Origin of the sequence: Paramesorhizobium salinisoli, assembly GCF_003335045.1 — a bacterium.
GTDB classification, from domain to species: domain Bacteria; phylum Pseudomonadota; class Alphaproteobacteria; order Rhizobiales; family Rhizobiaceae; genus Paramesorhizobium; species Paramesorhizobium salinisoli.
This window is the reverse complement of sequence record NZ_QOZG01000002.1, coordinates 395115-408643: the sequence shown is the minus strand read 5'-3', so window position 1 is coordinate 408643 and position 13529 is coordinate 395115. Positions and strand designations below refer to the sequence as shown.

Here is a 13529-nt window from a genome sequence, read left to right as displayed (position 1 = left end):
GCTACAACCCAATGGGGAAATCCGTCGCAGGGGGAAATGCGGCGGGTGCAAATTGGGGGATTTGTGGCGATGTTCTTAAAGGCATCCAATAGAAACCGGCTGCGCCGGATTGAGCGCATTTATCTCGTCTGGGGTGCGGCGCTCGGTGCGGCGATTTCAGTTTCAGGCTTCGTTCTCGACACGCGTTTCAGGCTGTTCGTGGGGCTCGGCAACGATGCCTGGGCGACCTTCACTGGCACGATCATGCATTTTCTCATGCTGTTCCTGCCCTTCATCATGGGCGGCATATTTCTCGAACTCGGCCGTCGCCAGCAGCGCTTTCTCGACCAGATGCACCGGTACGAACAGGCGGAGGCGCTGACGCGCAAGCAGGCGCACAGCGACACGCTGACCGGGCTCTTCAATCGCACCTATCTGGCCAAAATGATGGAGGAGGGGCTTTCGACCGGCCAGTGGGAAACGCGCCGGGCCTATGCCTATCTCCTCGATCTCGATGATTTCAAGCATATCAATGACACTATGGGCCATGCCGCGGGCGACCATGTCCTCATCGCTGTCGCCACGCGGTTGAAGCAGACGGCCGCCGATGGCGATATCGTGGTCAGGCTGGGCGGCGACGAATTTTTCGTGGTGCATTTTCTTGAGGGAGACCAGGATCCGGGCGACTTTGCCGAGCGGATGATCGCGGCCGTGACACAATCCATCTCTTTCGGCGACGCCCAGATAACGCCGAATGCCAGCATCGGCATTGCCCTGGTTGGCCGAGACGGCAAGACGCGATCCGATATCCTGCGCTGCGCCGATCTCGCCCTCTACGAAGCGAAGGGCGAGCCGACCAGCACCTATCGCTTCTACAGCGCCGAACTGAAGCTCGTCAGCGATCGTCAGGCGGCGCTCGAAACGGAGATGCGCAGGGGCATCGCCCAAAAGGAATTCGAGGTTTATTACCAGCCGATTTATTCCGTTTCGACGGGAAAACTGCGCAGTTTCGAAGCGCTTTTGCGTTGGAAACACCCTGAGCGCGGCATGATTTCGCCGGTCGAGTTCATCCCGATAGCCGAACGCTCGGGAATGATCATCCCGATCGGCCATCAGGTTCTGCGTGATGCCTGCCGTGCCGCCGCCTCATGGCCCGACCTCATAGGCGTGGCGGTCAATCTGTCGGCGGTCCAGTTCAAGGATGGCGGGCTTGTCGACAAGATCGAGGAGGCGTTGCGGGAAAGCGGCCTCGCGCCCGACCGGCTCGACCTGGAAATTACCGAAAGCCTGCTGCTGGAGCCTTCGCCGCGCGTGGTCAGCGCCATTGAACGGGTGCGCGAGCTCGGCATTCATCTCACCATGGACGATTTCGGAACGGGCTTCTCCAGCCTCAACAATCTGCGCCGCTTCCGTTTCGATCGCCTGAAGATCGACCGGTCCTTCACCCGCGACCTCGACAAGAACGACAGCGCCGAAATCATCAAGTCGATGATCAGCCTGTCGAAGGCGCTGCGGATGGAAGCGACCCTGGAGGGCGTCGAAAACGAGACCCAACTCGCTTTCGCCCGCAACGAGGGAGCGACAGAAGTGCAGGGCTTCTATTACGCAAAGCCGATGACAGTCGAGGATGTTGCGATCCTCTTGCGCGATCATCTCCACATGGAGAAAAGCACCGGCATGGCCGCCTGAGCCATGGGCTGAAGAGCTTGATCGCTCTTCAGCTTCTGCGATATCAGCGAGCACTCACCTATAGGGTGAAACACACTGGCGGCGCGGGCCGTTATAGGGCTGGTAGGTATTGTCGTAAGCCCTGTAGGACCGGTACCGGTTGTAGCACCACTGCGTATGCGAGCCGCCGCGATTCTGGTTGGCGATCGCGCCGCCGATGATGGCACCGCCCAGGAAAGCCGCCGGCGGGAACCACCAGCCATTGTGCCGGCGCCAGCCCGGACGATAGCGGCGATAGCCGCGATGGCCGCGATAATAGCCGCCGCGGTCGCGATAGAAACCGCGCCGCGCATCCCTCCTGTCCCGCCAGCGCATGTCCCGCCTGTCACGCCAGCGGCGGTACTGGATAGTCTGCACATCCGCGCCCGGTGCTTCCACCTTCAGGGGCTGAGCCGGGCCTGCAAGAGCCGGCGCAGCGAATTCGGCCGGGGAAACGGCCATCAGCGCGGCGCATATTGCTACGAAAAGCTTTTTCATGATGCCTCCTTCACTCCCTGGATCGTTTTTTGCTGGAAAGTCCATCCAGCTTTTCCGCCACCTCCATAGAAGGCTAAGTAGAAAGCGCCGTCCGCAAGTCAAGCCACACCCCGACCGCGGTAACCCGAGCCGGTTCATCAAAGCTTCATCTGAGCGTCAACCAGCCGACACCGAAGGGCTCTATCGGGGAAGCACCGATAAACTCCAGACGCAGGGTTCTTCAATGAAAGCGCTTCTTCTGTCGACAACCGCGGCGGCAACTATGGCGGTTGTCGCGCTGGTCTCCACTTCCGCCCTTTCCGAGGAGACGCAGTTCCCGGCCACGCTCGAAGCGCAGGCTATCCTGCCGGCGAACTCGATGATCAAGGCGCCGGAGGACGCGCCGGAACATCTCAGGACGTCGGGCAAATTCACCGCGAAGAACCGCAATCGCGCCGCCGGCGTCGGCACCGTGCCCGGCATGGACGAAAACCGTCCGACCGGGCTGGCGCTGCCTCTGGACGGACAGCCGCTGCAGGGCTTCTCGGGCATCAAGGCAATGGACGACGGCACGTTCTGGACGCTCTCTGACAATGGCTTCGGCAGCAAGCTCAATTCGCCCGACGCCGCTCTGATGCTGCATCAGATCAAGTTCGACTGGGATGCCGGCAAGGTCGAGCGGGTCGAAACTCTCTTCCTCTCCGATTCCGAAATGAAGGTGCCGTTCCCGATCGTGCTCGAAGGCACAGACAAGCGCTATCTGGCCGGTTCCGATTTCGATGTGGAATCGATCCAGCCGGTCGAGGACGGATTCTGGATCGGGGAGGAATTCGGTCCCTTCCTGATCCATGTTGATCGCGCCGGCAAGGTGACGGACGTGGTGGAGACGATGGTCGAAGGCGAGCCCGTCCGCTCGCCGGATTATCCCTCCTTCACGCTTCCCGCCAATCCGACGATGAAGAACCCGGCCTTCAACCTGAAGCGCTCCGGCGGCTTCGAGGGCATGGCGCGCTCGAAGGACGGAAGCAAGCTTTATGCGCTTCTTGAAGGTCCGCGCTATCTCGCCGACGGTTCGGTTGAAAAATCAGGCGACAACCCGGCATTGCGCATCGTCGAGTTCGACATTGCAGGAAAAAAATGGACGGGCCGCAGCTGGCTCTATCCCCTGAGCGAGGGCGGCCAGGCGATCGGTGATTTCAACATGATCGACGCGACCACCGGCCTCGTCATCGAGCGCGACAACGGCGCGGGCATTTCGGAAAAGGCTTGCGCCGATTCCAAGAACCCGCAGCCGGATTGTTTCTCGACGCCGGCCAAGTTGAAGCGCATCTACAAGATCGAAATGAGCGATGCCAATGTCGGCGGCCCTGTCCGCAAGATCGGTTACATCGATCTGATGGCGATCAGGGATCCCGAGGGCAAGGCGCGCCAGGGTGGCGGAGAAGGCTTCTACGACATGCCCTTCGTCACCATCGAAAACGTCGATGTCATCGACGAGAACCACATCGTCGTGGGCAACGACAACAATTTACCGTTCTCCGCCGGCCGCGCGCTCGACAAGGCTGATGATAATGAGTTTGTTCTTCTTGAAGTTGGGGATTTTCTGAAAGCGAAGTAAAAGCTTCGGAAGGGGTCCGCCCGAAGTCCAGCCAGACGGATAGGGCGGTGTGCTTCTTCTCACCCCCCTCTACCCTGCCGGGCATCTCCCCCTCAAGGGGGAGATTTGCTGTCATTGGGCGGGAGCTTTATTCTGCTACGTCACGGACTGGCGCAGACGGAAGCCATAGCCTGATCTCCCCTTGAGGGGAGATATCCGGCAGGCCAGAGGGGGTATTCCAGCCCACTACTTAGAAATGGACAAAATCAAACGTCCAGATTCGCCACGTTCAACGCATTCTCCAGGATGAACTCGCGGCGAGGCTCCACATTGTCTCCCATCAGCCGGCTGAACAGGCTGTCGGCGTCGGTCGCATCCGAAACCTTGACCTGAAGCAGCGAACGGGCGTGCGGATCGAGCGTGGTTTCCCAGAGCTGGTCGGCGTTCATCTCGCCGAGGCCCTTGTAGCGCTGCAGCGTCAGGCCTTTTTTCCCTGCGGCAAAGACCGAATCGAGCAGCGATAGCGGCCCGGAGATCATGTCGCTCTTGTCCTTGCGCCGCAGCGTGGGCGGTGCGTCGTAGATCTCGTGCAGGCGTGGTGCGTAGCGGTCGAGCTGGCGCGCGTCGGCGGAACCGATCAGCGCCATGTCGAGCGTCGTGACGTCCCTGACGCCGCGCAGCATCCGCTCGAAGCGATATCCGCCATCGGCGGCGACATGCCCGCTCCAGCCCCGTTCGGTTTCCTCGGCGATGATATCGAGACGCCGGGCGATATGGTTGGCCGCTTCCTGCGTCTTTTCGTTGTTGCTCACGGCGTCCGGATTGAGCCCGCCCGCGATTGCCGCCTGTTCGACGACATTGCGGCTGTATCGCGTGTGCAGCCCGTTAAGCAACTGGCGCACGGCAAGCGCGTCATTGATGAGGCTGCGAAGGTCGGCGCCGGCCCGCACCTCGCCATTGGCGAGTTGCAGTGCCGTTTCCTCGAGGCCCGATTCGATGAGGTAGTTCTCGAATGCCTCTTCGTTCTTGATATATTGCGAGGACTTGCCGCGTGCGACCTTATAGAGCGGCGGCTGGGCGATATAGATATGCCCGCGCTCGATCAGCTCCGGCATCTGCCGGAAGAAGAAGGTGAGCAGCAGCGTACGAATATGCGCGCCATCCACGTCGGCGTCGGTCATGATGATGATCTTGTGATAGCGCAGCTTGTCGGCGTTAAATTCGTCCTTGCCGATGGAGGTGCCGAGAGCGGTGATCAGCGTGCCGATCTGGTCCGACGACAGCATCCGGTCGAAGCGCGCGCGCTCGACGTTGAGGATCTTGCCGCGCAGCGGCAGGATCGCCTGATTCTGCCGCGAGCGACCGCCCTTGGCCGAGCCGCCGGCAGAATCGCCCTCGACGATGAAGATCTCGGATTTGGCCGGATCGCGCTCCTGGCAATCGGCAAGCTTGCCCGGCAGCGAGGTGATGTCGAGCGCGCCTTTGCGCCGTGTCAGTTCGCGTGCCTTGCGCGCCGCCTCGCGGGCGGCGGCCGCCTCCACTACTTTGCCGATGAGGATCCTGGCTTCCGTGGGATGTTCCTCGAGCCAGGTGGAAAGCGCTTCATTGACAAGGCTTTCCACGACCGGGCGCACTTCGGAGGAAACCAGCTTGTCCTTGGTCTGTGAGGAAAATTTCGGATCGGGAACCTTGACCGAGAGAACCGCTGTCAACCCCTCGCGGCAATCGTCGCCGGTAAGCTGGACCTTCTCCTTCTTCGTGATGCCCGAACTGTCGGCATAGCCCGTCACCTGGCGCGTCAGGGCGCCCCGAAAGCCGGCAAGGTGCGAGCCGCCGTCGCGCTGCGGAATGTTGTTGGTGAAGCAGAGGACCTTTTCGTGGTAGGAATCGTTCCACCACATCGCCACCTCGACGGTCATGCCATCGCGTTCGCCCGTGATATACATGGGGTTGTCGAGAAGCGGCTTCTTGGCCTGGTCGAGATATTTGACGAATTCCTGTAGCCCGCCATCATAGTGCAGCACCTGCTCCTTGATGTCTGCGTGGCGCTTGTCGGTCAGATGGATGCGCACACCCGAATTGAGGAATGCCAGTTCGCGCAGGCGATGTTCCAGCGTCGCATAATCGAACTCGACCATGGTGAAGGTTTCGCTCGATGGGAGGAAAGTAACTTCCGTTCCGGTCTCGCTGCCTGCATCGCCGGTGACAGTGAGCGGCGCGTCGGCAACGCCATGGGTAAAGCTCATCTCGAAGATCTGCCCCTTCCGGCGGATCTTCAGCTTCAGCCACACCGAAAGCGCGTTGACCACGGAAACGCCGACGCCGTGCAATCCGCCCGATACTTTGTAGGAATTCTGGTCGAATTTGCCGCCCGCATGTAGCTGCGTCATGATGACTTCAGCCGCCGATACGCCTTCGGAGTGCATATCCGTGGGGATGCCGCGGCCATTGTCGGTGACGGTGCAGGAGCCATCAGGATTGAGCGTGACCGTAACGAGCGTGGCGTGTCCGGCAAGCGTCTCGTCGATGGCATTGTCCACGACTTCGTAGACCATGTGATGCAGGCCGGAACCGTCGTCCGTATCGCCGATATACATGCCGGGGCGCTTGCGCACCGCGTCCAGACCTTTGAGGACCTTGATGGAATCCGCCCCATATTCGGGGGATGCGCCGGAAATATCTTCCGGTGTCGTTTCGGGTATCTCGCTCATGAAAAACTTTCGTTTGTCTACCGCAAAGACGACGCGTGCGGAGTCCCCTCGAATCACGCGCCGACATTGGCTTTAATATAGGTGTTAAAGCCAGTTTTTCCAAATCTTTGCGGCGTTTTTGCGGGGAAACATGCCATTGTGGATAGTCGTGTGGGCCGCCATGTGGCGCGAGGGTATTTCCACGCCTATATCATGGTTTTATCGGAGTTTCGTTCATGAGCGATATGGTGATGGGTGGCACGGGATGCATAAGGGCGGCCGGCCCCGAAAATCCGTTCGTTCCACCTGCGCCTGTTCCGCGGACGAAGCGGGTCGGCCGTCTCGAACTCATCCGCATCATCTACCGCAATCCGCTCGAACTGTGGGGCGAGCCCTCCTATAACGAGCCATGGGTCGAGGTTGACTGGATGGGCATGCGTACCATCATCGCCAATGACCCAGGACTGATCCGCCACGTGCTGGTCGACAACGCGAAGAATTATCGCATGGCGGCGGTGCGCCAGCGCATCCTGCGCCCGATCCTGCGCGACGGCCTTCTGACGGCGGAAGGCGAGGTCTGGAAGCGGTCGCGCAAGGCGATGGCGCCCGTCTTCACGCCGCGCCACATTCATGGTTTCGCTAGCGCGATGCAGGAGCGCTCCGAAGCTTTTGCCGGCCGCTACCAAACGCCTGGGGTGGTAAGCGACGTGGCCCGCGACATGACGCTGCTGACCTATGACATTCTGGCCGCGACGCTTTTCTCGGGCGAGATCGCCGGCGAGCCGGGCCAGTTCGCCAAGGAAATCGACAATCTGTTCGAGACCATGGGCCGCGTCGATCCGCTCGATCTCCTGGGCGCGCCGCAATGGCTGCCGCGCTTTACCCAGATCAGGGGTCGTCGCTCGCTCGCCTTCTTCCGCAAGATCGTCGCCGATACCGTCGCGATGCGAAAGGACCGCATGGCAAAGGGTGAGGACGTTCCCAGTGATTTCCTGACGCTGCTTCTGAAGACCGAAGGTCCGGATGGCCTGTCGCGCGCCGAGATCGAGGATAATATCATCACCTTCATCGGCGCCGGACACGAGACGACCGCCCGCGCGCTCGGCTGGACGCTCTATCTCCTGGCCGAAGCGCCCTGGGAACGAGATATCGTCGAGGCGGAGATCGACAGCTTCATGCGCGAAGGCCCCGTGCCCCCGCATCAATGGCTGGACAGGCTGCCGCTGACGCGCGCTGCCTTCGAGGAGGCGATGCGGCTCTATCCGCCCGCGCCCTCCCTCAACCGCGAAGCGGTGGAAGACGATCGATATGGCGACCTGACAATCGAAAAGGGTTCGACGGTGCTCGCCATGCCGTGGACCATTCACCGCCACCGTCTTTACTGGGAAAACCCCGACGCTTTTATTCCGGCGCGCTTCCATCCGGAAAATCGCGGCAAGATCGATCGCTTCCAGTATCTGCCCTTCGGGGCCGGTCCGCGCGTCTGCATCGGCGCGACCTTCGCGCTGCAGGAAGGCGTCATAGCGCTCGCCATTCTCCTCTCGCGCTATCGCTTCGATACGGTGAGCCAGACCAAGCCCTGGCCGGTGCAGAAACTGACCACGCAGCCGGAGGGCGGCTTGCCGATGAAGGTGACGCCGCGACGCTGAGGCGTTACCCCTTTAGCCGCTCGGCATGCCAGCGCAGATGATCGGCCATGAAGGTCGAGATGAAGAAGTAGGAATGGTCATAGCCGTCCCGCATGTTGAGTGTCAGCGGAATGCCTGCCTTGCGGCATGCATCCTCCAGCAGCCATGGACGCAGGCCGTCATCGAGGAAGCCGTCTGCCGTGCCCTGATCGACCAGCAGTTCCGGCACGCGGTAGCCATCCTCGATCAGAAGCGTTGCATCATAGGCACGCCAGGCCAACTCGTTCGGTCCCAGATATTTCTCAAAAGCGGGCCGCGACCAGCCGGCGGTCGAGGGCTGGACGATCGGCGCAAAGGCTGAAACCGATTTGAAGCGGCCGGGATGCTTCAGCGCGAGCGTGATCGCGCCATGTCCGCCCATGGAATGGCCGAAAATGCCCTGGCGCGTCAGATCGATCGGAAAGTTTTGCGCCACCAGCGCGGGCAATTCGTCGGCAATATAGGTGGCCATCCGGTAATGGGCGGCATAGGGTGCCTGCGTTGCATCGAGATAGAAGCCGGCGCCGCAGCCGAACTGCCAATTGTCCTTCTCGTCGGGAATATTCTCACCGCGCGGGCTCGTGTCGGGGCAGACGATGGCGAGGCCGAGTTCCGCCGCCGTCCGGCGATATTCGCCCTTGTCCATGACGTTCTGGTGCGTGCAGGTGAGGCCTGAGAGATACCACACCACAGGCACCGGGCCCTCCGCCGCCTGTGGTGGCAGGAACACGGCAAATGTCATGTCGCAGGCGCAAGCCTCGCTCTTGTGGCGGTAGACGCCTTGCGTGCCTTCGAAGCTCTTCGGGGTCGAGATGGTTTCGAGTGTCATCGGAGTTCTTCCTGATCCTAAGCGGCGAGGCGCATGTCGATATGCGGGATGCTATCTTCGAGATATTCATCCGAGACGGGCACAAAACCGAATGAGCCGTAGAATGTCTTGAGATGGCTCTGCGCGCCGAGCTCGATATCGTGACCCGGAAAACATTCCCGGCAATGCGCGATCGCCGCGAGCATGATCTGCTCGCCGAGCTTCCTGCCGCGATGGCTGGGCGCGACGACCACACGGCCGATGCGTGCCGAACCCTCGCCTGCAGGTGGCAAAACGCGCAGATAGGCGGCAAGGCTGCCCTTATCCAGCACCCGCAGGTGCAGTGCGTCCAGATCCCGGCCGTCGATCTCCGGATAGGGGCATTTCTGCTCGACGACAAAAATATCCACGCGCAATTTCAGCATGGCATAGAGATCGCGGGGGCTGAGCCCGTCGAGCCCGCTCCAGACGAACTGCAATTGCGCCCCGCTCATCAGTAGACCACCACCGAGCGGATCGACTTGCCCTCATGCATCAGGTCGAAGGCGGTGTTGATCTCATCGAGCGGCATGGTGTGGGTGATGAGCGAATCGATGTCGATCTTTCCCTCCATGTACCAGTCGACGATCTTGGGTACATCGGTGCGGCCGCGCGCGCCGCCGAAGGCCGAGCCTTTCCAGACGCGCCCGGTGACGAGCTGGAACGGCCGCGTGGAAATCTCGGTGCCTGAAGGCGCGACGCCGATGATGATCGATTCACCCCAGCCGCGATGACAGCATTCCAGCGCCTGGCGCATGGTGTGGACATTGCCGATGCACTCGAAGGAGAAATCCGCGCCGCCGCCGGTCAGATCGACGATCGCCTCGACCACCTTGTCCCGACCGACCTCGTCGGGATTGATAAAATGCGTCATGCCGAATTTCTTCGCCATTTCCACCTTGGACGGATTGAGATCAACGCCGATGATCTTGTCGGCGCCGACCATGCGTGCGCCCTGGATCACATTGAGGCCGATGCCGCCGAGGCCGAAGACCACGACATTGGCGCCCGGCCAGACCTTGGCCGTATAGACGACCGCGCCGATGCCGGTGGTGACGCCGCAGCCGATATAGCAGATCTTGTCAAAAGGCGCGTCCTCGCGCACCTTGGCAAGGGCGATCTCCGGCAGGACGGTGAAGTTGGAGAAGGTCGAGCAGCCCATGTAATGGAACACCTCGCCGCCATCGCAGGAAAAGCGCGAGGTCTTGTCCGGCATCAGGCCCTGGCCCTGCGTCGCGCGGATGGAGGTGCAGAGATTGGAGCGCTGCGACAGGCAGGTTTTGCACTGGCGGCATTCGGGCGTGTAGAGCGGGATGACATGGTCGCCGACCTTGACCGACGTGACGCCCGCGCCGATCTCGCGCACGATGCCCGCGCCCTCATGGCCGAGGATCGCCGGAAACTTGCCCTCCGAATCGAGACCGGACAACGTGTAGGCGTCGGTGTGGCAGATGCCGGTCGCCATGATCTCGACCAGCACTTCTCCGGCCTTCGGCCCGCCGATTTCGACGGTCTCGATCGAGAGCGGCTTGTTGGCCTCCCAGGCCACGGCTGCGCGAGATTTCATGGCGATATTCCCTTTCAGTTCTGCCTGTTTCAGGCTTTTATTTGAGATAGGTGCGCAAGATGCGCATGATTTCATCGATTTCGGCATCGGGGTCGATCACCGCGCGTTCCGCTATCGCCTCCCGGGCTTTCCCAAACGTTTCGCGGAAATGGCTTTCCAGCACTTCCGTCATCAGCCCGTTGGCCGCGCCGCGCAATGCCGCGATCTGCTGGAGAAGCGCGCTGCATTCGGTGCCTGCCTCCACCGCGCGCTCAAGCGCCTCGGCCTGGCCCTTGATGCGGCGCAGACGCGTCAGCGCGCGCTTTTTATCGGCCAGTGAATGCGGCATTGGACCTCCCGAATGCAGTAAACGGTAAGTACTATGGGGGAGTATGTCAACGGGCTTGTCCCACCTTTCCATTCCGGACAGAACTGTTGTATCGGTGCACGGTATATCCGCCCGTCGATGCATCCATGGAGCACGGTTTGCCAGACCTGCCGAGCCTGCCTGTAACCGAAGCCTTGCCCGCGCTCGACAAAGCGCTGGAAAGCGGCAATGCGGCGGTGCTCGTCGCCCCACCCGGCGCGGGCAAGACGACGCTGGTGCCGATCCATCTGCTCCAGGCGGAATGGCGCGGCGAGGGGACCATCGTGCTTCTGGAGCCGCGCCGTATCGCCGCGCGTGCGGCCGCGCGCCGCATGGCCGCGCTGATGGGCGAGGAGCCGGGAGAAACGGTCGGCTATCGCATGCGGCTTGAAACCAAGACCTCCGCCCGCACGCGCATTCTCGTCGTCACCGAGGGTGTCTTCGCCCGGATGATCCTCGACGATCCTGACCTCAAAAGCGTATCCGCCGTCCTCTTCGACGAGTTCCACGAACGCAGCCTCGATGCGGATTTCGGCCTGGCGCTAGCGCTCGACGTGCAGGCCGCGCTCCGGCCCGATTTGAAGCTGATCGTCATGTCCGCAACGCTCGACGGCGCGCGCGTCGCAAGGCTTCTGAACGATGCGCCGGTGATCGAGAGCGCCGGCCGCTCCTTTCCGATCGATATACGCTACCGCGAGCGCAAACCCGACGAGCGCATTGAGGATGCGATGGCACGCGCCGTCCGTGAACTCTTGGCCGAGGAGATGGGCAGCATCCTCGCCTTCCTGCCCGGTCAGGGCGAGATCGAGCGCACGGCGCGGCTTCTGGAAGATCGTCTGCCCGCCAATGTGCTGCTAGCGCCGCTCTATGGCGCGATGGAGGGCCGCGATCAGGATGCCGCCATCCGCCCCGCGCCGGCGGGCAAGCGCAAGGTGGTGCTGGCGACGTCCGTGGCCGAAACCTCGATCACCATCGACGGCGTTCGTGTGGTGATCGATTCCGGCTTGGCGCGGCTGCCGAAATATGAGCCTTCCACCGGGCTGACACGGCTTGAGACGGTGCGCGCCGCGCGCGCCGCCGCCGACCAGCGCGCCGGCCGTGCGGGCCGCACCGAACCGGGCATCGCTATCCGTCTGTGGCATTCGGGCCAGACCGCTGCCCTGCCGCCCTTTGCCCCACCCGAAATCCTTGAAGCGGACCTTTCCGGCCTGGTGCTCGATTGCGCTGCCTGGGGCGTATCGGATCCCGCGACGCTTGCCTTTCTCGATCCGCCGCCGGCGCCCGCGCTGACTGAAGCGAAAGCGTTGTTGAAGCGCCTCGGCGCGCTCGACGAAAATGGCCGGCTGACCGCTGATGGCGAGGCGATGCGCGCGCTGGCGCTGCCTGCCCGGCTCGCACATATGATCGTTGCCGCCGCAAGGCAGGGCGAGGGCGGACGTGCGGCGGAACTTGCGATGCTCCTGACCGAGCGTGGACTTGGCGGCAACGATGTCGATCTCGATGTCAGGCTTTCCCGTTTCCATCGCGACCGCAGTGATCGCGCCGTGCGGGCCAAAGGGCTGGCAAAACGCCTCGCCTCGGCGGTGCGCTCCGCCGCTCCTGCGGGGGAGCCTTCCTCCGCCGGGCGCCTTCTGCTCGACGCCTATCCCGACCGGATCGCCAAGGCGCGCGGCGCCACGGGGCAATTTGTGCTGGCGAACGGCCGGGGAGGCGAGGTCGACCCCGCTCTGCCGCTGTCGCGCGCCAGATGGCTGGTCGTCGCCGATCTCACCGGGCGGGCGGAGCGAACCCGTATTATGGCCGCGGCCGAGGTAAGCGAGGACGACATCCGCGCGGTGCTGGGACCCCGCATCGAAAGCGGACGCCAGATCGTTTATGATCCCGAGAAGAATGCGCTGCGCGCCCGCGAGGCGACCCGCATCGGCGCCATAGCGCTTTCGGAACGGCAATTGCCCGCGCCGTCGGGCGAGGACGCGGATAGGGGCGTCGTCGAAGCGGTGCGCCAGCACGGGCTTGCCATCCTGCCATGGAGCAAGGAAGCGGAAATCCTGCGCCGCCGGCTCGGCTGGCTGCACCGTGGCCTGGGCGATCCCTGGCCGTCGATGCAGGACGATCATCTCCTCACAACCCTTGAGGACTGGCTTTTGCCGTTCCTCACCGGAGAAGCGCGGCTCGACCGCATTCCGCCTCAGGTACTGATCAATGGCCTGCGTTCCCTCGTGCCATACGATCTGCAAAGGCGGATCGACGCATTGGCGCCCACCCATTTCGAGGTGCCGACGGGTTCGCATATCCCCATCCGCTACGATGCCGACGAGCCGGTGATCGCCGTCCGCGTGCAGGAGCTTTTCGGACTCGCAACCCATCCGGCCATCGCCGGCGGCACGGTGCCGCTACTGCTCGAACTGCTCTCGCCCGCCCATCGCCCGATCCAGATCACCCGCGACCTGCCCGGCTTCTGGCGCGGCTCCTGGGCGGATGTTCGCACCGACATGCGCGGGCGATATCCAAGGCATGTCTGGCCCGAGGACCCGCTCGCAGCCGACCCCACAAGGCGCGCCAAGCCGCGCGGGCAGTGATCACGGAAACGCACGGTCGAGGGGCGCACGGTATATTCTTGCGCGAGAGGAATGCTTTCCCGCATAAGAAATG

General features: G+C 62.4%; 10 protein-coding genes. 4 read left to right on the top strand and 6 right to left on the bottom strand.

Going from position 1 to position 13529, the window contains the following annotated elements; translation table 11 throughout:
• The first annotated feature begins 69 nt into the window (after positions 1–69).
• Positions 70–1668: a putative bifunctional diguanylate cyclase/phosphodiesterase gene (locus tag DUT91_RS05510; protein ID WP_160113626.1), complete on the top strand. Its 1599-nt coding sequence runs from the start codon at positions 70–72 to the stop codon at positions 1666–1668.
• A gap of 54 nt (positions 1669–1722) precedes the next feature.
• Here the strand turns inward: DUT91_RS05510 and DUT91_RS05505 are convergent, their stop codons facing one another.
• A complete protein-coding gene (locus tag DUT91_RS05505; protein ID WP_114439659.1) occupies positions 1723–2184 on the bottom strand; it encodes a BA14K family protein in 462 nt (153 codons plus the stop codon).
• Positions 2185–2422: 238 nt separating this feature from the next.
• Between DUT91_RS05505 and DUT91_RS05500 the strand changes: the two genes are divergently transcribed.
• Complete coding sequence (locus DUT91_RS05500; protein WP_200834916.1) at positions 2423–3781, top strand: esterase-like activity of phytase family protein; 1359 nt, start codon at positions 2423–2425, stop codon at positions 3779–3781.
• Positions 3782–4026: 245 nt separating this feature from the next.
• Here DUT91_RS05500 and gyrB read toward each other — a convergent pair whose 3' ends face one another.
• Positions 4027–6471 (bottom strand): DNA topoisomerase (ATP-hydrolyzing) subunit B, encoded by a 2445-nt coding sequence (gene gyrB, locus DUT91_RS05495; protein WP_114439350.1) that lies wholly within the window; start codon positions 6469–6471, stop codon positions 4027–4029.
• 215 nt (positions 6472–6686) lie between these two features.
• On the opposite strand from gyrB, the gene DUT91_RS05490 reads away from it, so the two are divergent.
• Complete coding sequence (locus tag DUT91_RS05490) at positions 6687–8099, top strand: cytochrome P450 (protein ID WP_245419563.1); 1413 nt, start codon at positions 6687–6689, stop codon at positions 8097–8099.
• Between the two features lie 4 nt (positions 8100–8103).
• Here the strand turns inward: DUT91_RS05490 and fghA are convergent, their stop codons facing one another.
• Genes fghA through DUT91_RS05470 form a run of 4 tightly spaced genes read right to left on the bottom strand, consistent with a single transcriptional unit; the run spans position 8104 to position 10859 of the window.
• Positions 8104–8946, bottom strand: a complete 843-nt coding sequence (fghA, locus tag DUT91_RS05485) for an S-formylglutathione hydrolase (protein WP_114439349.1) — start codon at positions 8944–8946, stop codon at positions 8104–8106.
• A 17-nt stretch (positions 8947–8963) separates the two neighbouring features.
• The gene (locus tag DUT91_RS05480) at positions 8964–9419 is read right to left on the bottom strand and encodes a GNAT family N-acetyltransferase (protein ID WP_114439348.1); all 456 of its coding nucleotides are present in this window, start codon (positions 9417–9419) and stop codon (positions 8964–8966) included.
• A complete protein-coding gene (locus tag DUT91_RS05475) occupies positions 9419–10531 on the bottom strand; it encodes an S-(hydroxymethyl)glutathione dehydrogenase/class III alcohol dehydrogenase (RefSeq protein ID WP_114439347.1) in 1113 nt (370 codons plus the stop codon). Before DUT91_RS05475 ends, DUT91_RS05480 begins: the two co-directional genes overlap by 1 nt.
• 37 nt (positions 10532–10568) lie before the next feature.
• Positions 10569–10859 (bottom strand): metal/formaldehyde-sensitive transcriptional repressor, encoded by a 291-nt coding sequence (locus DUT91_RS05470; RefSeq protein ID WP_114439346.1) that lies wholly within the window; start codon positions 10857–10859, stop codon positions 10569–10571.
• Positions 10860–10996: 137 nt separating this feature from the next.
• Between DUT91_RS05470 and hrpB the strand changes: the two genes are divergently transcribed.
• Positions 10997–13456 (top strand): ATP-dependent helicase HrpB, encoded by a 2460-nt coding sequence (hrpB, locus tag DUT91_RS05465; protein WP_114439345.1) that lies wholly within the window; start codon positions 10997–10999, stop codon positions 13454–13456.
• Positions 13457–13529 lie beyond the last annotated feature (73 nt).

Coding starts and splice junctions, on each gene's coding strand:
- DUT91_RS05505 (WP_114439659.1), bottom strand. CDS start 2,184: ATGAAAAAGCTTTTCGTAGCAATATGCGCCGCGCTGATGGCCGTTTCC.
- DUT91_RS05510 (WP_160113626.1), top strand. CDS start 70: ATGTTCTTAAAGGCATCCAATAGAAACCGGCTGCGCCGGATTGAGCGC.
- DUT91_RS05475 (WP_114439347.1), bottom strand. CDS start 10,531: ATGAAATCTCGCGCAGCCGTGGCCTGGGAGGCCAACAAGCCGCTCTCG.
- DUT91_RS05490 (WP_245419563.1), top strand. CDS start 6,687: ATGAGCGATATGGTGATGGGTGGCACGGGATGCATAAGGGCGGCCGGC.
- DUT91_RS05470 (WP_114439346.1), bottom strand. CDS start 10,859: ATGCCGCATTCACTGGCCGATAAAAAGCGCGCGCTGACGCGTCTGCGC.
- gyrB (WP_114439350.1), bottom strand. CDS start 6,471: ATGAGCGAGATACCCGAAACGACACCGGAAGATATTTCCGGCGCATCC.
- DUT91_RS05480 (WP_114439348.1), bottom strand. CDS start 9,419: ATGAGCGGGGCGCAATTGCAGTTCGTCTGGAGCGGGCTCGACGGGCTC.
- fghA (WP_114439349.1), bottom strand. CDS start 8,946: ATGACACTCGAAACCATCTCGACCCCGAAGAGCTTCGAAGGCACGCAA.